Genomic DNA, 20,253 nt, shown 5'->3' on the forward strand with positions numbered 1-20,253 from the left:
CAACAGTTGTGGATCTAGACACAAAAACAGGCCCGATGCGGGTCGCAGTTTATCAGCCCAAATCAACAAAGCCTTGTCCGGCCGTGCTGCTGTATTCGGAAATATTCCAGATCACTGCGCCAATCGCCCGGATGGCGGCCATGCTGGCGGGCCAGGGTTTGTTGGTGCTGGTGCCGGAAGTTTTTCATGAACTGAATCCTGCCGGCACTGTGTTGGCTTATGACGATGCCGGCAAGGATAAAGGCAATCAGGACAAATGGACTAAGCCGCTGGAGCATTACGACAGTGATAACCGCGCCATGATCAATTTTCTTGGCTCTCACCCATTGTGGAACGGCCGGCTTGGAGCCATGGGCGTTTGTATTGGTGGGCATCTGGCGCTGCGGGCTGCCTTGCAGCCTTTTGTCAATGCAGCTTTGTGTTTGTACCCGACTGATTTGCATAGTGACACACTACCAGCGGGCAATGCTGGCCAAACCTTAGCCCGGGTCGGCGAAATGACAGCGCATCTGGTTTTTGTATTTGGCCGGCAAGACCCGCATGTACCCGAAGCCGGGCGACGCCAGATCCAACAGCAGTTGCAGCAGGCTGGCGTCAGTTTTGACTGGCACGAAGTCAACGCCGAACATGCTTTTATGCGCGACGAAGGCGAGCGTTATGACCCGGCATTGGCGCTGTGGGTTTACCAACGCGCCCGCGAGTTATTTCTGCAGATGTAACAAATAGTGTTTGGATGTTTTCGGGAAGTTTGTTATTTATTTGTATTAGTAGATTTAAAAGATTCATAAATAGCAAACTAATCAAAAGGATTTGTCGATGCGTTCATCGTTAAAACCGCTATTACTGGCTGTGTTTTGCAGCCTGTGCAGTCCAGTTTCTGTTGCTGCAACCCCCGACTTACCTGCTTTACTGGCAAAAAATCCTGCCATTTTTGATTTTAAAATTTCACCCGATGGCCAGCACCTGGCGGCAAAACTGGTCCATGAAGACAACATCGCGCTGGTGTTTTTTGACCGGCCCACGATGAAAATGCTGAATTCAGTCAAAATGGGTGGTGATGGCCAGGTCGGTGAATATCACTGGGTCAATAATGAACGGGTGATTTTTAAGCTGACTCAAACCGATCCCTGGCAGCAAGAACCGCAATACTTCGGTGAGCTGTATGGTGTCAATATCGACGGCAGTAAACGCGGTTTATTGTTTGGCTATCGCGCCGGCGAACAGCAGGTGGGCAGTAATTTTAAAGCGCGCGAGGCCCGCCGCGCCTGGGCTGAGTTTATCGATGTGGTGCCGGATGAAAACAACCGCATTCTGATTAAAAGCACGCCGATGACATTTGATGGTGCCGCGGTACCTGAAGTGCTGGCGATGGATATTTTTAGTGGCAAGTTTGTGTCCCGCGGCCGATTACCGGTGTCGCAAGGCGAAGTCAAAACTGGCCCAGATGGCCGGCCACGGGTGGTTGCCGGTTTAAACAGTAAGTATGAAACTGAGGTGTACATCCGCGAAGCGGGCAGTACCAGTAATGACTGGCAGCCGTTTCCGGCACAGCAATATGGTGGCACTTTCACTCCGGTCGCCGTGACCAAAGATAACAAAGCGTTGTATGTGCTCGACAACAGAGATAAAAGTCAGACCGGTTTACACAAACTCGATTTAACCAGCGGCAAATTCAGTGAGGTCTACGTCGACCCGTTAGTGGATGTGTCTGAGGTGATCACCACGACAGATCAGCGCGCTGTGTATGGTCTTAAAGTTGACGATGGTCGGCCGTCATATTTGTTGCTAACCAGCGAATACGATGAAGCAAAAGTATTTAAAGACTTGCTGGCGACCTTTCCGGGTGAGAACGTCAATATCACCAGCCGGACCGCAGATGGTAAACAGTGGGTGGTATTTGTCAGCTCCGACGTTAATCCCGGCACCTATTATCTATACGATCATGAAAAAGTCAGTCTGGCGAAACTGTCGGACACAAAACCCCATCTGGCGGGGGTGAATTTGGCGCCGATGGAACCGGTCAGTTTTGCTGCCGCAGACGGTTATAAAATCCATGGTTATCTGACCAAAGCGCCGCAACAGTCCGCGGAAAAACCGCTGGTGGTACTGGTGCACGGTGGCCCGCATTTTGTGCGGGATCAGTGGAGTTTTAACAGTGAAGTGCAATTTCTGGCGCTCAGTGGCTATAACGTCTTGCAGGTTAACTACCGCGGTTCCGGTGGTTATGGTCAGCTGCACCAGCAAGCCGGCTTTAAGGAATGGGGTGGATTAATCCAGCAGGACATCATTGACGGCACGCGCTGGGCGGTGGCTCAGGGCCACGCCAAGGCCGGCAATATTTGCCTGATGGGTGCGTCCTTTGGCGGTTACTCGGCGGTGCAAGCGGCGACGATGGCGCCTGACCTGTATAAATGTGGTGTGGCGGTAGCTGGTGTCTACGATTTAGCGCTGATGAAAGTCAGCGGTGATACACCTGATGCGTATTACGGCAAAGCATTTCTAGAAAAAGTGCATGGGAATGACCCCGCGCAACTGGCGCAGTTTTCGCCAGTCCAGCAGGTCGCCAAACTCAAAGCAGACTTGCTCATCATGCACGGTGAGCGCGATGAACGTGCGCCGATTGAACACGCCAAAAGGTTAAAAGCGGCGCTGGATAAAGCGGGTAAACCATATCAGTGGCTGGTGTTTAATGACGAAACGCACGGTTTTTATTCCGAAACCAACCAGACGATATATCTGAAAAACGTGCAGGACTTTTTGGCAAAACAGCTTAAACGCTGATCTTTGGTTCTGGTGTCAGTATGGAAAAAAACAGCCCGCCTTGTCGCGGGCTGCTTGTTTGCGGCAGGAGTGACAACAACAGCGCTTAAGTACCCTCAGCGATAACCAGCTGAAATAAAACAATTAACCGCCTATACTGCTGACTCAGGTGCATAATGCGCCTGTATGACAATTAAATGGCTGTTGTCATTCGGTTGACAGAGAAGGTTGCTACTTTAGAACCAGTCCAAGTAGAAGGCAGATCCATGTCGTTAGCTGAACATATCTTTATCATTTTGCTGCTGATTGCCATCAGCGCATTCTTCTCCATGTCTGAAATTGCGCTGGCTGCGGCGCGCAAACTCCGCTTGCGCCAGCTGGCTGCTGATGGTGAAACCCGCGCCAGCCAGGTATTAGAGCTACAACAACATCCCGGTAATTTTTTCACCATAGTACAGATAGGCCTCAATGCTGTGGCCATTCTCGGCGGTATTCTCGGTGAAGCTGCTTTTACGCCTTATATCGCCGATTTACTGCGTGGCGCTTATGACGGTGTCTGGCTGGAAAATATAAGTTTTGCGTTGTCGGTGCTGCTGGTCACCACTTTGTTTATTTTGTTTGCTGATTTAATGCCAAAACGGCTGGCAATGCTGGCGCCGGAACAAGTGGCGCTCGTGGTAGTGCGGCCTATTCTGACCTTGCTGGTGTTGCTCAAACCGCTGGTATTTTTATTTAACAGCGTGGCGAATCTGGTGTTTCGTTTGTTTAACGTGCCGATCCACCGCAAAGACCAAATCACGCCGGAAGATATTATTTCGATGGTGGACGAGGGCGCTGAAGCCGGTGTGCTGCAGCAGCAGGAACACAAACTGCTGGAAAACGTCTTTGATATGGAGCAGCGCACTGTCACTTCCGCTATGACCACGCGGGAAAGTCTGGTGTATTTTATCCTCGGTGAAGCCGAAGACAGCATCAGGAAAAAGCTGCTGGATTCACCGCATGCGCGTTTTCTGGTCTGTGATGCCAGCCTGGACCGGGTGGTCGGTTATATCGAATCACGCGAACTGCTGGTGCAGGTGTTAAACGGCCTGCCAATTTCCATCACCCATCCCGGTATGCTGCACACGCCGCTGATTATTCCGGATACTCTGTCGCTCTATGAAGTGCTGGAGCATTTTAAAAGCAGCGGCGTCGATTTTGCCGTGATCCTGAACGAATACGCCATGGTGGTCGGCATGATCACGCTCAAAGACGTGATGAGCATTGTGATGGGCGAATTGGTGCATTCGGAAGAGGAACAAATCGTTAAACGTGATGACGATTCCTGGTTAGTTGAAGGCCTGACGCCGCTGGATGATGTGATGCGTTCGCTCGGTATTGATGCTTTCCCGGATCAGGAAAACTACGAAACCATCGCCGGCTTTATGATGTATATGTTGCGCAAAATCCCCAAGCGTACCGACTCAGTCAATTACTGCGGCTATAAGTTCGAAGTGGTTGATATCGATAGCTACAAAATCGATCAGTTGCTGGTGACCAAAATCAAAGCGGAAGAAAAAGCCTGATAAACATCAGGCTTTTTGTTGTTCAATAAGAGCAGGACTAAAACAGATAGCGGTACAAACTGGCGCCGGTCAGGATCAGATAACTAACTGCAACCGTTGGTTTTAAACCCGCTTTGATGTAGCCACCAATTAAACCGGCAAAACCAGGCCTTTGCGCCTGCCAGCTGCTCTGCCACTGACAGGCAATTTCCAGTCCTTCGCGTGAAGCCGCTTCGAGCGCCATTAATCGTGCGCCGGCACGGTCTTGCTGCGCTTTCCACAGCGCTTCATTCAGCCAGCAAAAACCAATCAGACCGGCCTGCAACACCACCGTACTCTCCGTTTGCACGAGCCAGAGCCACAAGGTCAGGCATAACAGCCTTAGCCACAGTGCATGTTTTTCCATCTGGTCATAACTTTGCTGCAGTTGCAGCCACTCTTGCTGATTGGTGAGCATCTGGACATCCCTTCGCAGTATTTCTTTCTGAAACTTTGGAATCCAGCCTGCGGCAAAATCACAGGCTGGTCAAGTGGTTACTGCTGCTGTTGTTTGATCCACTGATCAGTTTGCTGTTCGAGGATCTGCATTGGCATAGCACCGCCCAGTAACACCATGTCGTGGAAAGCGCGGATATCAAATTTGTCGCCCAGCGCCGTGCGGGCTTTTTCGCGTAGTTCGACAATTTTCAGCATGCCGAGTTTGTAACCGAGCGCCTGTCCAGGCCAGGCCATATAGCGCTCGATTTCGCTGATGACATCTGACGATGCAGTGCCGGTGGTCGACGCCATGTATTGAATGGCTTGTTCACGGGTCCATTTTTTCGCATGAAGGCCAGTGTCCACCACTAAACGTACCGAGCGGAACAGCTCGGCTTTCAGCCGGCCTAAATCACCAAACGGATCGTTTTTATACATGCCCATCTCGGCTGCAACCAGCTCGGAATAAAGGCCCCAGCCTTCGGCATAAGCATTGTACGGTGCAATCCGTTGTAATAAAGGCAGCTGTTCCTGTGCCAGATTCAGCGCGATTTGCCAATGATGGCCCGGATTGGCCTCATGATAAGTCAGGGTTTTTAAATCAAATTTGGCATTGGCTTTCATGTCAGCCAGATTGATCCAATAAATCCCCGGTTTGCTACCATCAATGGCTGGTGACGTGTATTGGCCACCGGCGGCGCTGTCCTGAATTTCCACCGGAATACGCCGTACTTCAACTGCATAAGGTGGCCGGGTTTTAAATTGCTCGCTGATGCGGCCATCCATCTCTTTGATATAACCGTTCAAGTCGGTCAGCAGCTGGGCGCGGCCCGCATCAGAATCTTCGTACAAAAAGCGCGGTTCTTCATTCAACGCTGCCATGCGGTCGCCCACGCTGCCTTCGTTATAACCATTTGCTTTGAGGATCTTATCCATGGCTTTAGTGATACGCGCCACTTCGTCGAGGCCAATCTGGTGGATCTGTTCCGGCGTTAAGTTGGTGTCACCAAGCTGGCGTACTGAATAGGCGTAAAATTCACTGCCATTAGGCTGTGCCCAGATACCGGCCTCAATGCGGGCATTGGGCAGGGCCGCTTTAACTTTGTCGTGCAGCTGCTGATAAGCCGGCGCAACGACAGTTCCGACTAATTCTGCGGCTTTATTCAGTAGCTCTGTTTTACGGGTTGCGTCTATTTCATTGACTGCGTTGAGTTTTTTCTCGAAATCTAAATACAGACTATGCGCCTTGGCATCCGCTTGCGCATAAGTACTGAGAATTTTCAGCGACTTATCCAGCAACACTCGTGGTGGAACCCAGCCGCTGGTTAAATCGGTACTGAATTTATCGCCAACCGAACTCAATGCCGGGCCAAACTGACTGAGGCGCTGCAGATAATTTTGCGCATCCTGAGCGTTATTGATCGGGTGGGAATTTAATAAAGCGCCCGGCATATCAATAGTCGGGCCATTGATTTGGTTCACAATAAATGGCGAATGGCCCATCCACATATCAATGTATCCCTGCGGGAATTTATTGTCGCCGGCATAAAACGCCAGGATATTCGCCATCACCTGCTGGCTGACGGCTTCCTGCGGCAGCTCTGGCAGTGGCAGGGCGCTCAGTGCTTTAGCGTTATCACTCATGCTCTGACGCAGCGCATTTTCGCGGCTGCTATTGTAAAATTCCATCTCGGCGGCAAATGGCTTGCCGACTTGTGCTTCGCTCAGGCTGTAGGCCGACGCGCTGAGAGGACGGGCCTGGAACAGGGCCTGCGTTGCGGCCTGGTAATAGTCTTGAGCATAAGGACTGTTGGTGGTGGCGGGAGTTGCTGCTGGTACTGCGACAGGAACTGATTCTGGCGCTGGCTTGCAGCCAGCCAGCAGAGCGGTGGTGATGGCCAGCGCACACAGAGATAAACGCATGGAAAAGTCCTCAGAGATCAAACGAAGAAAAGTCGCTATCATACACTTTTTGGCAGTGTCCGCATGACTTCCGGCCCTAATCACCGGCCAGTTTATCCATATTCGGTGCGGTTGACGTTTTGGAGATTCTACTGATGTATGGCAAAGGCAGCCGGCAATACCGGCAGATGACCGCAGTGCTGAGTTTTGCCGCTGTGGTGGTATTTGCCAACCTGCATGCGTTGCAGCCGTTATTGCCAGAGCTGAGCCGTCTGTATCAGTTGACACCGCTACAGGCCAGTTGGAGTTATGGCATCGGCACCCTGACACTTGGCTTGTCGCTGCTGTTTTATAGTGCTGTATCCGACGCTATTGGCCGGCGGCTTTTGCTGGGATTGAGTTTGCTGGGGATGACCATCAGCACTGTGTTGCTGACTCAAGTCGAATCCTTCAGTGCGTTATTATGGGGCCGCGCTTTACAGGGCTTTTTCTTGGGCGGTCTGCCGGCGATTGCTGTCGCTTACCTCGGTGAAGAGCTGGAAAAACCGGCGCTGCTGAGTGCGGTTGGAATTTACATCAGCGCCAGTTCGTTAGGCGGCATTTCCGGTCGGGTACTGGCCGGTTTCAGTGCTGAAATTGGCCACTGGCAGTGGGTATTCTGGTTATGGAGTTTGCTCGCTATCCTGCTGCTGGCGGCGTTTTGGCGTTTTCTGCCGGCGTCGCAGCACTTTGTCGCTAAGCAATTTTCTGCAGCCCAGGCGCTCAAAGATAACTGGTTCCACCTGCGCCAACCTGTGCTGCTGCTGACCTTTTTACTCGGCGGTCTGAATTTTTTTATCTATTTAAATCAATATACTTATATCGCCTTTGTGCTGGCTGAACCACCGTATGCACTTAGTTCCGGCTGGATTGGCCTGCTGTTTTTAACTTATCTGACCGGCACTCTGGGGTCGGCTATTTCCGGCAAAGTGGCACGGCGCATGTCGATGCCCCAAGGCATGGCTTTGGGGGTTTTGATTATGATGGCGGGGACTGTCTGCACCTTATTACCGGGGCTGGTGTTTATCGTGCTGGGATTTTTTATCAGTGCTTTTGGCTTTTTCTTAACCCACAGCCTGGCAACCGGCTGGGTCAATCAACATGCGACGCGGGCCAAAGCCAGTGCCAGCGCGTTGTATCTGGTGTTTTATTATCTGGGTGCCAGCACCGGTGGTTTATATCTGCATCTGTTTTGGCAATGGCAAGGCTGGACTGGGGTAGTGCTGGGGTCATTACTCGGTTACGGACTGGCGCTGTGGTTGTGTGCACGCCTAAGAGGTTTTCCGCTGCCGGTTATGGCTGCTGAGCCGCCAATATCACCTGCTGCGGCTGCAACTCGAGCAACTGACCGACGCTAAGCTCTGGTAAATACAACTGACCAATGTGGGTGCGCTGCAGCCTGATTACTTTGAGTCCAAGCTGTTTGCACATATAACGGATCTGACGGTTTTTGCCTTCGGTTAGGGTCAATTCCAGCTGATAGGCGGCGCTGAGGGTTGCCAGACAGGGCCGGGCTTCAATCCATGCTGGGCCGGCCTGATATCGCATACCTGTCCTGAGCTCAGCCAACATGGCCTCGGTCACTGTTTGATCAACATCTACCCGATAGGTCTTTTGATGCTGCTGCGTCGGATGCAGCAAGCGTTGGGCAAATTGGCCGTCATTAGTTATCAATAACAAACCGCAGCTGTCCTTATCAAGGCGACCGACCGCGAAAACGCCTGGTGGCAGCTGTTGTAGCACGCTTGCGATACTCTGCGGGTCATCCGGGCGCACATTGCAATCAATACCCACCGGTTTATGGTAAGCCCAATAGCATCGCGGTGGCACTGGCGGTAAAGGCTCGCCGTCCAGCCAAAGTTGTGTTTCCGCCTGTACCCAGTGTGACAGTTTCAGTGTATTTGGTTGCAGGCGGCCAGCATCCAGTAACGCCTGATGACTGGCCGGTGCGATACCGGCCTCCGTCAGACGTTGCCACAGACGCTGGCGCTGGCTCATGTGGTGTTAAGCCGAAGTGCCTTGTGGCTTGCGGGCCGGGCGGTTTTGCTGTGGCCGTGCCGGGTTTTGGCCCTGACCACTTGCCTGCGGCCTGCGCTGACCTTGTGGCTGACCCGGACGACCTGATGGTGTGCCTTGGCCATCGGCCTTGGCTGCCGCAGGTTTACGCGGCGGACGTGGCGCACCCTGACGTGGTGTGGCACGTTCGCCGGCCGGGCCTTTTGGTTGTGGCCGTGGCGGACGCGGTGGCCGCTGCGTCAGCTCTTTGTCGTTCAGCTGTAAAGTTGGATCGACTTTGATGCTGCCTTGCGGGATCTTCATGCCAATCAGCTTTTCGACTTGCTTCAGCTGGCTAACTTCATCCGGATACACCAGCGACACGGCAAGGCCAGTCATGCCGGCGCGACCAGTACGGCCGATGCGGTGCACATAATCAGCGGCACTGCGTGGCAATGTGAAGTTGACAACATAAGGCAGCTGCGCGATGTCGATGCCACGGGCGGCGACGTCTGAGGCGACCAGCACGCGGATCTCGTTGGATTTAAAACCGGCCAGCGCGGCGGTACGCGCATTCTGGCTCTTGTTGCCGTGAATAGCGGCAGCACTGATGCCGGCTTCATTTAATTTGTCGGTCAGGCGGTTGGCTTCGTGTTTGGTCGCCATAAACACCAACACCTGTTTCCAGTCGTTTTGCGCAATCAGCTGAATAAGCGTCGCTGATTTCTGGCCTTTGGCCACCTGATAGACTTGCTGCTCAACTTTTTCCGCCGTGCTGTTTTGTGGTGCCACGCTAATCGATTGCGGGTTATGCAGCAGTTTGCTGGTCAGCTGTTTGATATCGTCCGAAAAGGTGGCTGAGAACAGCAGGTTTTGCCGCTGTTTTGGCAAAAGGGCCAGGATTTTTTTGATGTCGTGGATAAAACCCATGTCGAGCATGCGGTCGGCTTCGTCCAGTACCAGCGTTTGCACCTGGTTGATTTTCAGGGCATTTTGGCCGATTAAATCCAGTAAACGGCCTGGGGTTGCGGTCAAAATGTCGACACCGCCGCGCAGCGCCATCATTTGTGGGTTGATGGACACACCACCAAACACCACCAGATGTTTTAATTTCGGCTGTAAGTATTGGCTGTATTTTGCCACTTGTTCACTGACCTGGGCGGCCAGTTCACGGGTTGGTGTCAGGATGAGTGCGCGGACAGGACGCGGCTGACTGACCGGCTGGCTCATCAGCTGCTGCAGGATTGGCAGCACGAAACTGGCGGTTTTGCCGGTACCGGTCTGAGCTGCAGCCATCAGGTCACGGCCGCTCAGCACTGCAGGAATAGCCTGCTGCTGGATTGGCGTTGGCGTGGTATAGCCAGCTTCAGTGACGGCCTGTAACAGCTTCGGATCTAAATTTAACGCAGAAAACGACATATCAACCCCAGGTAGCACAGCGCGCCGGGGTGGGGCTGTACGAAAAAGTCGCGCATTCTACCTTGGATGCAGGGCGCTGGCTATCTTTGAGTCGTCTTTTATCTAATCCTCATAGCCTCTAGCCAAAATACAACGCAGCCAGCGTGCACAACCCTTTACCGACCGAACCGAAACGATCGCCGGCGATCAGCGGCACATCAGGTAATAAGTTTTGCATCTGTCGTTTCACGCCCGGAGCCGCTGAAGCGCCGCCGGTTAAAAAGATTTGGTCTGGCTTGACCCCGGCTGCAGCCACACAATCGTTGATGAGTCCGCGTAGTCCATTCATCTCGACATAAAGCGCGTGGTCCAGCATGGCCTGATCCAGCACGGTCGCCAACCCTGACTGCAGCCGGTCAAGTTGTACTTGTGTAGATGCGGCTTCGGCCAGTTCGATTTTGGCCTGTTCAGCCTGCTGCACCAGGTAATAACTTAAATGTTGCTGATGCAGGTGTTGTAGCCGTTTCACCAGCGCGGGCTCTGCGGCAAGCTCCAGTAATTGCGTTATCTGTTGAGCGCTCGCCGGTCGATAAAACTGCTCTTGAGCATAAATATCGATAATGTTAACGGCGTCGCTGAATAACGCCGATGGCAGCGGTTTGCCACTTAGCGCCAGACTGCCGCGGCCCAGTAACGGCATCAGGCCATAAATCGCCAGTTTGATATCCATATCGACACCGCCTAAACGGCGACCGGCATGGCTTAACAGATCCTGACTGCGATCTGCTACCCGGGCATGGTCCGGCCCGAGCCGGATTAAACTGATATCTGAAGTTCCGCCGCCAATATCAACGACCAGCACCAGCTGCTCAGCAGTTAAGGTGCGTTCGTATTCAACTGCTGCGGCCACAGGCTCATAAGCAAACTGCACTTCACGAAAGCCAGCCTGTGCTGCCGCGGTGCGAAGTAGTGCTTCGGCGCGGGCGTCGCCATCGCTGCCATCAATGCCCTGAAAGTGAATAGGCCGGCCTATCAGCGCAAACTCGGCTTGCTGTTGGCGATGTTGACCTGCCTGGCGGTGAATGTGCGTCAGCATCAGGCTGCAGACCTGCTGATACAGTTGAGTTTGCAGTGGGGTCAGCCGGGAACCCAACATTGATTTGGGCGAGCGGATAAATACACCGCCTAACGGCGCGGCACTGTAGCGGTCGTGGGCGGCCTGACCCAGCAAAGCGCGGTCCGGCTGACGCAGCAATTGCGCTAACGAGGGCTTTTTCTGTTCTTCATCTTCGGTGTCATATTCATCCGGCCAGGGCAGATATAAGGCGGAACTCAAGTACGGCGAGGCTTCGCTTAAGTGCAATAACTCAGGCTGACCAGCGGGGTCTAACCGCCCGGCAGTACAGTTTGAAGTTCCAAAATCAATTCCAAGATAATTTGCAGGCATCACAGCGCGGTCCGAAGCAGAAAAGCGCCGCAGTATAACAGCAGATATGCGGCATTTTTAGCGCTGCGAGCAAGGATATACACACTCTGGCAGGTTTTTTGCTCAAGCGAGAGTAGCAAATCATTTTAGGCGAATTGTCCGGAGGTCCTATGCGGCATTCCAGCTTGATCCTGTTGGCTTGCAGCCTGTTGTTGGCTGCCTGTCAGCAACAACCCGAGCGGCAGCAAACTGCCGCTGCGGTGCAGGAAGTGGCCGTAGGTCCAGTCCTGATGTATACCGAACGCTTGGCCGGCCGCTTGTTTGCCGGTGTACAACCACTACCCAAAGGTGCGGTTGCTGTGGTCAGTTTTACTGAATTACGCGCATTGACGCCGGACCCTTACAATTTATCGCAGAATTTGCTGGGTTTGCAGTTGCAGGAAAGCATGATTGCAGTCGCCAGCCAGCGTGGTTATCAGGTCAAAGAGCTGCGCACCGGGCAGGCTGTTGAAGTTTTTGCCGATCACGAACGTCTGCTGACCCGGGATCTGGCTGAGCTGGCGCAGCAGCAGGCGGTGCGTTATGTCATTGTCGGCACGCTGAACCAGGCTGAACAATATACTACTGTGAATGCCCGAATGGTCGATATACAAACCAATACAGTCGTGGCGGCGGCATCTGACCTGATCCCGGCCGAGGTATTAGGCGCAACAGAACAGGTGCAGTTGCGTCAGCAAAAATTGTATCGTCAGAGTGACTATTAATTGCGCCAGAATGAGTTGGAACCAGCTATGAAAAAAATTCACGGTCTTTTACTGCTATCTCTGAGCTTGTCCGGTTGTGCAACCTGGGAGCGTTACTCATTGTTGACCGGCTCAGAGTCTGAACCGGCGGAAGTGGAACTGACTGCACCGGCGCAGCAAAAAGCGCGGCCTCAGTATTTTGTCAGTCCGGCGCTTTATGACGGTGCCGCCTACCAGGCGACTCAACAGGCGGCGCAAAAACTTCACCCACAGTATCAGCCACAGGCTACCGTCAACGTGAATCATTATGTGCAAAGCATGATGCACGATTTGGTCGCCAATCTGGATTTGGTGAACCCGCAAATGGTCATCGGCATGACCAGTTTTGTGTATCTGGATGGCCCCTACGATCAGACGGATTTACTGGGGAATCAGCTGTCAGAAAGTTTTATGCACGAAGTGCATCAGTTTGGTTTGGGTGTAGTGGATTTTAAAACTACAGACTACATCCGGGTGACGCCACAAGGCGACTTTGTCTTTAGCCGCGATTTTATGGAACTAAAAGAAGAACAGCCGATTGAGTTTGTATTGGGCGGTACTTTGGTGCGCCATCAGGGCGGCACTTTGATCAACGCCCGTTTAGTCTCGGTTGCCAGCAAAAAAGTGGCAGCGACTGCGCAGGGATTTATTCCGCAACATGTAGTGGATGCTTTGTACCAGTCCGGCGGCTCGGAAAAGCTGTTACTGAAGCAGGGTGAATAGCATGAATAAAACCTGGTTGAGTCTGTTGGTACTAGGATTAAGCGGTTGTGCGCAGTTATGTGACTGCCAGAAAACCACTGCTGCGCAGAATAACACCGTAGCATCTGCGCCTTCAGCGGTACCTTCGGCCCCTGCTGAACCAGCTGTTGGCAGCGATGGTTATGTGCTGGAGGACAGGCCCATGGCCGAAGCAGAACCTGTCGGCACTATCCAACGGCCATCGCAACTTGATTTAGTGGCACAAGATCCAAATGCCCGGCCATTTTTAGCTACGGCCCCAGCGCCAACCCGCTTGACGCGGAAAATGCTGCCGTCTGAATTTCCAGTTGCGGTAGAAGGTCAGCCGTTGCCAGCCTCAATGTATCCCAATTTATCGCATAGTAAAAAACAGCTGTCGGATTATGCCAGCCAGTTGGGGTTTAAACTGGCGGCATTTGAAGCATTAAAAGGTGCCAAAGTGGGTGTCGCCAGCTTTGTCGAGTTTGATGACAACCTGCAACAGAGCAATGCGCTCGGTAATCAGTTTGCCGAAGCCATGGCCACTACTTTACCGCAGCACGGGGTTGAAGTGATTGATTTTAAACTGACCCGTAAAATTACTGTCAGCCGGGAAGGGGACTTTGCTTTATCGCGTGACGTGCGGCAATTATCTGAAAAGGCCGGCATGGATTACATTCTGGTCGGTACCTTGGTCACGACCCGGCGTGGCGTACAGGTCAATAGCCGTATTGTGTCGGTGAGGGGGCAACAGGTCGTTGCTGCAGCCAGTACGCTGTTACCCCATCTGGTACTGCAGCAAATTCAGCCATAAATAATGGCCGGATATATCGGCGGCCATTATTTAATCTGTTGATTTTCTGACGATTCACAGGCCGCTAGCCATCTGATAGACTCTGCCCGTCTTGCCCTGTAGTTAAACTGGATATAACGGGTGCCTCCTAAGCGCCAGTCGTGAGTTCGAGTCTCGCCAGGGCAGCCAGTTTTACTCAATCTTCAGTTGTATCTGCCGGATCTCCAAACTCATCCACCGGTAGCCTTGCCGGCATTGCCACATCACCCGCCTGAATGTTTGCCAGTAGCTTAGCGTCGACACTTTCGGCCCAGGCCGCTTCGCTGCTGAGTTGCGTGACACGGACCGTGAGTTCAGTGACTGCCAGCAATGGCTGGATCCGGCCAAAACTATCCGGGACTTCACGGCGATGGACCAGCTTAAAAGTGTCGCCAATTTGCGCGCCGTGCGCTTTACCAATGTTAAGCAGCACCTGGTTTTCTTTCACCTGGGTGACTTCGGCCTGCAATGGTTCACAGCGGATGGCTTCTTCAACATCCATGGCTGCGGCGTTTAAGATCCGCTCAGCAGCTTGTCCGTACGTGGTCTCCCAAAAACGGTGATAACTGGGGTCCAGATCAGTTGATTTGCGGAAAGTCCAGACCGATGTCGTCTGGTACTTCTGACTGAACACTGTTCTTTCCTCAGCTAAATCAAAAACCTGCACTTGCAGGTGATAGTAGCGGTCCCGGTCTGCGTCAGTCCAGAATGTCCAGTTAGTGCCGGTGCTGCCGCCCAGTGACACGTCGTCGATGCTGGCAGTTAAAATATAGCGGGCACCCAATTGTTGTTGCAGCGCTTTACGCTCCAGATAGCTTAGTGCAGTGACATCAACCGGGTTATTGTAGGCGGCCGGCCAGCTGCTGTGGCCGACCTCCTCAAGTTTACTGCTGAAGACTTTGCCGCTGACTTTGCCGATATTAAACAGGTCACCGACGATGGCTTGCTCCGGATTAGCCAGCCTGAATGGCGTGATCAGCAGCTTCTTGCGATAGGCCAGCGTTGGACAGACTGATTCTGCCGGTTCGATGTCGGCACGAATGGTGACCTCAAAATATCCATCCCGGGTCGTTTCTGTCACCAGCTGGACATTTTGTACTTCGCCACTGCTTTCAACCTGCAAGCTCTCTTGTGTCAATAATCCGTCGGTGACTTGCTGGACACTTCTGACGCTGACCCCGGCAAACAGCAGCGCGCGTTTTACTGCATCTTCGGTGGCCTGAGCTCTGGCCGTTGCCTCGTCACCCTGGCGGATTGGTGCCCGGCCGGTTGTTTCATACCATTGCGCCTGCACAGGCAGCTGATACAAACCGAGTAAAGCGGGTAGCAATAGTTTGGCTGAGGTTGACATCGTCAGGCTCCGGAATTCGTTCTTCCTGATGACTAAGCAAAGACTGTGCCTTGCCTGCAAAAATCAGCAGTGATTCGTAGTGTTGGCGCGAATTCTGCTTAGAAATTGTCAGAGTACCGGTTCAAACTGCCGGTGGAACAGAAACTGGAGAATTCCGATGCGCGCAGCCTTTGTTATTTTGTCGGTAAGTTTGATCTCAGGGTGTAGTGTGTTCTATGACCGTGAAGTGCAATGGGAAACAGTGCCGCCGAAGACATTTCCGGTGCTGAAAGCGGTCGGTTATGCGCCGCTGGCAGAGCAAAAGGCCGATAGTGCAGAGCAGCGGATGTTAATGGCGATGAAGGCCTCAAAGCTGGAAGCTTACAAAGAGCTCGCTGAGCAGGTATATGGTCAAAAAGTCGACTACAAAGTCACGATGCAGCAGGCTGTGGTCGGTAATGACAAATTAAAAGGCTCTATTCAGGGGGTGATTAAAGGAGCCAGGGTCGTAAAAACATATCCTGTGGGTGAATTTTATGCGACAGAAATGGAGTTGGACTTTAAGCAGGTCTATGAAATTTATCAGAATTCTGCCCCAGTAAGACGCATTAAATCAGTTAAATACTACTAAGGACAAGACCTTGATGCTATAGGGGCAGATACAGCGTTGTGAAAAGGGGGGGGGAGAAATCAGGCTTTAATACCTTTTCCTACTGAATCAAGCGCTGGTTTACCTTTCGCGTTATAAGTTAATCCGGATTTTCCTCGTTGTTGCAGCAGTTCATGCTTAAATCTTTCGATGACTAACTGGCTCTGCTCCAGAGTCACCCTGTTAATTTCATTCTGTTCTTTACAACGCAGCATTACTTCATCAATGTCAGCAACGAGCTTGCGGAAATCCGGATTTGTTTTGAATTGGGGTAATTGTGCATGGCTGGCGATTTGTTGATCTAACTGCTGGATTTTGTCCAGTTGTTTGATCTTGTCTGCGGAATTAGTTTCAAGGGCGGCGATATTACGCTGACTGATAGCTGTCAGTTCTTGTTTTAAAAGCAACAAAAGCACGCAGAGGTGCTCTTGTTGTTGTGTCAGCAAGGAAAGGATAGTGGGTTGACTGGTCATTTTTTACCGAACAACTCGCCTTCGAACTGCACGATACGCCGTGCCAATTGCTCAACATTCACTTTATACTTGCCTTCCGAAATCGCCTGTTTAATTTCATCGACTTTTTTCTGGTCAATGCCAGAACTGCCTGATGCTTTTTCCTGAGCCTTAGTAAATTGCTGAGCCTGGCTGGTCAAAGATACCGAGTCCTGCCGCAATGCTGGCTGATTAACCACAGCTTGTTGTTGCGCAACTTGCTGTTGTTTTTGAATATTTTGGTCAACCTTATCGGTTTTTACCGTAGTTGTTGCTGGAACTGTTTGATTTACATTGATAGCCATTTTGACACCCCACAGACCTGTTGGCCCTTTCCTTGACCATTTTAACGGCAGTTCCGACCGGAACTTTAGATAAATTTACAGATTAATCGCAACTTTTTTTACCGCTGTGACATTCGCCTGAACTTTACGTCCTGAGTTCAGGTTTTGTACTTCAATATTATCGCCTAAACTGCCGTCGGATAACGCCTTACCACTGGTCGCAACAATCAGAGTACCAGAGATCCCTTCAATTGTAACCATGTCGCCTTTACATACAAGACAAAGATCTCGTAGTGTCAGGATTTGGCCAGGATTCAGTGCGCGCTTGGTACGGGCCCCGTCCACTATATCGGGATTGGAGATTGTCGCTCCCCGGCTGAACAACTGATCGCGGCTCTCGAGCTGAACCATGTCCATGCTAAGTACTGACCCCGGCGCGAGTTGTCGATTTGCGACGACGACCTCAACCAACCGGCTTGCTCTGGCACTCAAATACAATTGCCATCCATTGGTACCGCTGCAAAGCACCTTGATGCTGTTCTGGCTTTGAATTTTCGGATTGACCATGCTGAATTGCAGAGGTGCATCGCATTCCCGCGCTTTCATCCGTGCATCAAGCGGATGCACGCGGATTTGAACCTGATCTGCAGATTGCTGCTGCAGCCATTGTTGTGCAGCATTGGTTAAATCAGCCGCATTAAAGGTTTCTGAGTGTGCATCAGCAACCAAGCCTGACAGCAGGATTGCCAGCGCTCTTAGAGCTTTAAAATTGTCGTACATTTTCATATGGTTTCGGCTATGCTTTATCGACAAAGGGGAATAACATACAGCTCTTTGTATTTTCAGAACTTTGCTGCAGATATTCTGACTAAACGATGTGTCTGCAAGAATCGAACCGAACTGTTTTGGTTGGAGTGTTAAATGGCGAGTATTCTTGATTCTGTCAATCAGCGCACGCAATTGGTCGGGCAAAACCGTTTAGAGTTATTGTTATTTCGTCTTGCCGGCCGTCAAAGATTTGGCATCAACGTTTTCAAAGTTCGCGAAGTACTACAATGCCCACCGTTAACGGCCATACCAAAAAGAAATAAATTTGTGCGGGGCATCGCGCACATTAGGGGACAGACTATTTCTGTCATCGATTTGAGCCTGGCAACCGGCGGGCGTCCAATCGAAAACGTCAAAGACAGTTTTATTATCATCGCTGAATACAATCGCTCAGTTCAAGGATTCTTGGTCAATTCAGTCGAACGCATTATTAATATCAACTGGGAATCAATTATGCCTCCGCCAAAGGGGACTGGCGGACGTCAGAGTTACTTAACTGCAGTAACCGAAATTGATAAAGAGTTGGTAGAAATTATCGATGTTGAAAAAATCCTCGAAGAAATTTCGCCTTCACCGACAGCTGTTAGCACAACATTTGAGACCGCCACCATCCAACAGGACCTTGGTGACAGAATCATTTTGATTGCTGATGATTCTGCAGTCGCGAGAAATCAGGTAAAAAGGGCACTGGAAGGCTTAGGTATTGCAATGCATCTGGTCAAAAACGGCAGAGAAGCGTTGACCTACCTGCAGGAAATTGCCGCCCAGTGTGATCAATCGGTGACAGAGAAAATCGGCTTGTTAATCTCTGATATTGAAATGCCTGATATGGATGGATATACACTTACCGCAGAAGTCAGGCTGGATCCCAAATTGAAGCCGCTTCATGTTATTTTGCATACATCGCTTAGTGGTGTTTTTAATCAGCAGATGGTGCAAAAAGTAGGAGCAGATGACTTCATCGCTAAGTTTAATCCGGACGAATTGGCTGAATCTGTCCGTAAATGGCTGCACACTGACTGAGTAACTGACGGAATCCATACGAGTGAATAAAGAGCTGCATGACAGCGAGTACAAGACATTCCGTGATTTTCTGGAACAGCAGTGCGGTATTGTACTTGGTGAAAATAAACAGTATCTGGTAAAAAGCCGCCTCGCGCCTTTGATGCAGAGATTTAATCTTGGCAGTTTATCAGAGCTGGTTAATAAAACACTGAGCCCCTTTGAGCGCCAACTCAGGTCTGCTGTTATTGACGCCATGACCACCAACGAAACTTTATGGTTTCGTGACACATATCCCTATGAGCTATTAAAAAAACAGATATTTCCTGAACTTGAAAAAGATCACCGGAACGTAAAAATCTGGTCTGCCGCCAGCTCCAGCGGGCAGGAACCATATTCAATTGCGATGACCGGCCTTGAATATCAGCAAATGCGGCCTTCAGCCTTTGGATTGGGGATTCATATTCTGGGAACGGATATTTCGAACACCATGCTGGAACACTGTCAACGGGCGGAGTATGACGGCCTGGCGTTGTCACGGGGTTTATCACCTGAGCGTCGCAGTAAATTTTTTGAAGACAGCGGCAATGGCATGATGCGGGTGAAAGATATTGCCAGGCGCAATGTCAGCTTCCGGCATTTGAATTTATTGGATAGTTATACCTTACTCGGTAAGTTCGACATTATTTTTTGCCGCAACGTCCTTATTTACTTTTCACCTGAAGTCAAAGCGAAAATCATTCGGCAGTTTGCACAGGCTTTGAATCCAAAAGGATTTTTAGTTTTGGGTGCGTCGGAATCTCTCTCAAGCACAAACAGCGATTTTGACATGATCCGCTGCAATCCCGGCATAATTTACCGGCGCAAAAACTGAATAGCCCGCAAGGTGGCGCTGCTGCAAATCAACCTGCTGTAATTCTGACGCCTTCTTGGCCCGACTCTTGCTAACAAATTCACAAGGTTTGTTGGAGAGTCAAATCATGGCCATAAGTTTTAACAATGCTTTCGGGTTGCATGAGCAGGGAACTTTGTTGCGGGAACGTCGCACTGAGTTGCTGGCAAATAACATAGCGAATGCCGATACGCCGGGTTACAAAGCCCGCGATCTGGATTTTCATACCGCTCTTGCCAATGCTCAGGCGCGTCAGTCTGGCGCTCTGCAGCAGACAGATACCAAGCATTTTGAGATCTCCCCATCAACAAGACATGAAGTGTTGTTTCGTAATGCTGAGCAAACGGACACAGGCGATGGTAATAGTGTTGATATTCACCGTGAGCGAAATGCATTTAGTCAGAACTCCATGGAGTATCAGACTTCATTGCATTTTCTAAACAGCAAAATCAGCGGGTTGAAAAAAGCTTTAGGAGGACAGTCCTGATGAGCCTTTACCGAGTTTTTGATATCGCCGGCACAGGCCTGACCGCCCAGGCTCTGCGGCTCAACACAACAGCCAGTAATATTGCCAACGCTGAAAGCGTTAGCAGCAACCTGGAAACGACCTACCGCGGCCGTCATCCGGTGTTTGCCGCCGAGTTTGATAACGCGATGACCGAACAAGGTGCTGGCGTCAAAGTGCTGGGGGTGGTGGAAAGTGACGCGCCATTGAACAAAGAATATAACCCGTCTCACCCCTTGGCAGACGAAAACGGATTTATCTATAAGCCAAATGTCAATGTGATGGAAGAAATGGCCAACATGATTTCTGCGTCACGCTCATATGATGCCAACGTGCAAGTAGCCGACGCAGCGAAACAGATGCTGAGCCGGACTCTTACGCTCGGCCAGCGCTGATA

21 protein-coding genes and 1 tRNA gene are annotated in these 20,253 nt (G+C 51.2%); 13 read left to right on the top strand and 9 right to left on the bottom strand.

Annotation, left to right across the window (positions count from 1 at the left end; translation table 11 throughout):
- Window positions 1-35: 35 nt before the first annotated feature.
- The 3 genes from Q399_RS0120750 to paeA all read left to right on the top strand — a co-directional run bounded on the left by Q399_RS0120750 (window position 36) and on the right by paeA (window position 4,325).
- On the top strand, window positions 36-719 hold the full coding sequence (locus Q399_RS0120750; protein WP_245612951.1) for a dienelactone hydrolase family protein: 684 nt from the start codon (window positions 36-38) through the stop codon (window positions 717-719).
- 97 nt (window positions 720-816) lie between these two features.
- A complete protein-coding gene (locus tag Q399_RS0120755) occupies window positions 817-2,781 on the top strand; it encodes an alpha/beta hydrolase family protein (protein WP_031571998.1) in 1,965 nt (654 codons plus the stop codon).
- Window positions 2,782-3,026: 245 nt separating this feature from the next.
- A complete protein-coding gene (gene paeA, locus Q399_RS0120760) occupies window positions 3,027-4,325 on the top strand; it encodes a polyamine export protein PaeA (protein WP_031572000.1) in 1,299 nt (432 codons plus the stop codon).
- A 37-nt stretch (window positions 4,326-4,362) separates the two neighbouring features.
- On the opposite strand, the gene Q399_RS21800 is transcribed toward paeA, so the two are convergent.
- Together Q399_RS21800 and Q399_RS0120770 are read right to left on the bottom strand one after the other, a co-directional pair.
- Entirely contained in the window at window positions 4,363-4,761 is a 399-nt protein-coding gene (locus Q399_RS21800) for a hypothetical protein (protein ID WP_051686217.1), read from the bottom strand.
- Window positions 4,762-4,838: 77 nt separating this feature from the next.
- Window positions 4,839-6,704 (bottom strand): DUF885 domain-containing protein, encoded by a 1,866-nt coding sequence (locus Q399_RS0120770; RefSeq protein WP_031572003.1) that lies wholly within the window; start codon window positions 6,702-6,704, stop codon window positions 4,839-4,841.
- A gap of 119 nt (window positions 6,705-6,823) precedes the next feature.
- Between Q399_RS0120770 and Q399_RS0120775 the strand changes: the two genes are divergently transcribed.
- Window positions 6,824-8,080: an MFS transporter gene (locus Q399_RS0120775; protein WP_245612952.1), complete on the top strand. Its 1,257-nt coding sequence runs from the start codon at window positions 6,824-6,826 to the stop codon at window positions 8,078-8,080.
- On the opposite strand, the gene Q399_RS0120780 is transcribed toward Q399_RS0120775, so the two are convergent.
- From Q399_RS0120780 to yegD, 3 genes are all read right to left on the bottom strand, one after another.
- Window positions 8,016-8,720 carry a pseudouridine synthase gene (locus Q399_RS0120780; RefSeq protein ID WP_031572007.1) on the bottom strand — a complete coding sequence of 235 codons (705 nt, stop codon included), beginning with the start codon at window positions 8,718-8,720 and terminating at the stop codon, window positions 8,016-8,018. The genes Q399_RS0120775 and Q399_RS0120780 overlap by 65 nt on opposite strands.
- Before the next feature lie 6 nt (window positions 8,721-8,726).
- Window positions 8,727-10,136: a DEAD/DEAH box helicase gene (locus tag Q399_RS0120785; protein WP_031572009.1), complete on the bottom strand. Its 1,410-nt coding sequence runs from the start codon at window positions 10,134-10,136 to the stop codon at window positions 8,727-8,729.
- A 118-nt stretch (window positions 10,137-10,254) separates the two neighbouring features.
- Window positions 10,255-11,562, bottom strand: coding sequence for a molecular chaperone (gene yegD, locus Q399_RS0120790; RefSeq protein ID WP_031572011.1), 1,308 nt, complete (start codon window positions 11,560-11,562; stop codon window positions 10,255-10,257).
- A 149-nt stretch (window positions 11,563-11,711) separates the two neighbouring features.
- Here yegD and Q399_RS0120795 point away from each other — a divergent pair, with 149 nt between their 5' ends.
- From Q399_RS0120795 to Q399_RS0120810, 4 genes are all read left to right on the top strand, one after another.
- The gene (locus Q399_RS0120795; protein ID WP_031572013.1) at window positions 11,712-12,305 is read left to right on the top strand and encodes a FlgO family outer membrane protein; all 594 of its coding nucleotides are present in this window, start codon (window positions 11,712-11,714) and stop codon (window positions 12,303-12,305) included.
- A 27-nt stretch (window positions 12,306-12,332) separates the two neighbouring features.
- The gene (locus Q399_RS0120800) at window positions 12,333-13,046 is read left to right on the top strand and encodes a FlgO family outer membrane protein (RefSeq protein ID WP_031572015.1); all 714 of its coding nucleotides are present in this window, start codon (window positions 12,333-12,335) and stop codon (window positions 13,044-13,046) included.
- A gap of 1 nt (window position 13,047) precedes the next feature.
- Complete coding sequence (locus Q399_RS21805; protein ID WP_051686219.1) at window positions 13,048-13,857, top strand: FlgO family outer membrane protein; 810 nt, start codon at window positions 13,048-13,050, stop codon at window positions 13,855-13,857.
- 92 nt (window positions 13,858-13,949) lie between these two features.
- A tRNA-Arg gene (locus Q399_RS0120810) sits at window positions 13,950-14,025 on the top strand.
- Window positions 14,026-14,032: 7 nt separating this feature from the next.
- Here Q399_RS0120810 and Q399_RS0120815 read toward each other — a convergent pair.
- On the bottom strand, window positions 14,033-15,226 hold the full coding sequence (locus tag Q399_RS0120815) for a flagella assembly protein FlgT (RefSeq protein WP_031572017.1): 1,194 nt from the start codon (window positions 15,224-15,226) through the stop codon (window positions 14,033-14,035).
- Between the two features lie 157 nt (window positions 15,227-15,383).
- Between Q399_RS0120815 and Q399_RS0120820 the strand changes: the two genes are divergently transcribed.
- Window positions 15,384-15,836 carry an LPP20 family lipoprotein gene (locus Q399_RS0120820; RefSeq protein ID WP_031572019.1) on the top strand — a complete coding sequence of 151 codons (453 nt, stop codon included), beginning with the start codon at window positions 15,384-15,386 and terminating at the stop codon, window positions 15,834-15,836.
- A 59-nt stretch (window positions 15,837-15,895) separates the two neighbouring features.
- Here Q399_RS0120820 and flgN read toward each other — a convergent pair whose 3' ends face one another.
- The 3 genes from flgN to flgA all read right to left on the bottom strand — a co-directional run bounded on the left by flgN (window position 15,896) and on the right by flgA (window position 17,589).
- Window positions 15,896-16,327, bottom strand: a complete 432-nt coding sequence (flgN, locus tag Q399_RS0120825) for a flagellar protein FlgN (RefSeq protein ID WP_031572021.1) — start codon at window positions 16,325-16,327, stop codon at window positions 15,896-15,898.
- On the bottom strand, window positions 16,324-16,650 hold the full coding sequence (gene flgM / locus Q399_RS0120830; RefSeq protein ID WP_031572024.1) for a flagellar biosynthesis anti-sigma factor FlgM: 327 nt from the start codon (window positions 16,648-16,650) through the stop codon (window positions 16,324-16,326). The genes flgN and flgM overlap by 4 nt, the downstream gene beginning before the upstream one ends.
- A gap of 75 nt (window positions 16,651-16,725) precedes the next feature.
- Window positions 16,726-17,589 (bottom strand): flagellar basal body P-ring formation chaperone FlgA, encoded by an 864-nt coding sequence (flgA, locus tag Q399_RS0120835; RefSeq protein ID WP_157836365.1) that lies wholly within the window; start codon window positions 17,587-17,589, stop codon window positions 16,726-16,728.
- Between flgA and Q399_RS0120840 the strand changes: the two genes are divergently transcribed.
- The 4 genes from Q399_RS0120840 to flgC all read left to right on the top strand — a co-directional run bounded on the left by Q399_RS0120840 (window position 17,551) and on the right by flgC (window position 20,251).
- Window positions 17,551-18,480 (top strand): chemotaxis protein CheV, encoded by a 930-nt coding sequence (locus Q399_RS0120840; RefSeq protein ID WP_031572028.1) that lies wholly within the window; start codon window positions 17,551-17,553, stop codon window positions 18,478-18,480. The two genes, flgA and Q399_RS0120840, sit on opposite strands and share 39 nt — an antisense overlap.
- A 22-nt stretch (window positions 18,481-18,502) precedes the next feature.
- Window positions 18,503-19,333, top strand: a complete 831-nt coding sequence (locus tag Q399_RS0120845) for a CheR family methyltransferase (RefSeq protein WP_031572029.1) — start codon at window positions 18,503-18,505, stop codon at window positions 19,331-19,333.
- A gap of 106 nt (window positions 19,334-19,439) precedes the next feature.
- Window positions 19,440-19,838: a flagellar basal body rod protein FlgB gene (gene flgB / locus Q399_RS21990; RefSeq protein WP_084164576.1), complete on the top strand. Its 399-nt coding sequence runs from the start codon at window positions 19,440-19,442 to the stop codon at window positions 19,836-19,838.
- Window positions 19,838-20,251, top strand: a complete 414-nt coding sequence (flgC, locus tag Q399_RS0120855; protein ID WP_031572033.1) for a flagellar basal body rod protein FlgC — start codon at window positions 19,838-19,840, stop codon at window positions 20,249-20,251. Before flgB ends, flgC begins: the two co-directional genes overlap by 1 nt.
- The last annotated feature ends 2 nt before the right edge of the window (window positions 20,252-20,253 follow it).

Origin of the sequence: Rheinheimera texasensis DSM 17496 (assembly GCF_000711985.1) — a bacterium.
GTDB classification, from domain to species: Bacteria; Pseudomonadota; Gammaproteobacteria; order Enterobacterales; family Alteromonadaceae; genus Pararheinheimera; species Pararheinheimera texasensis.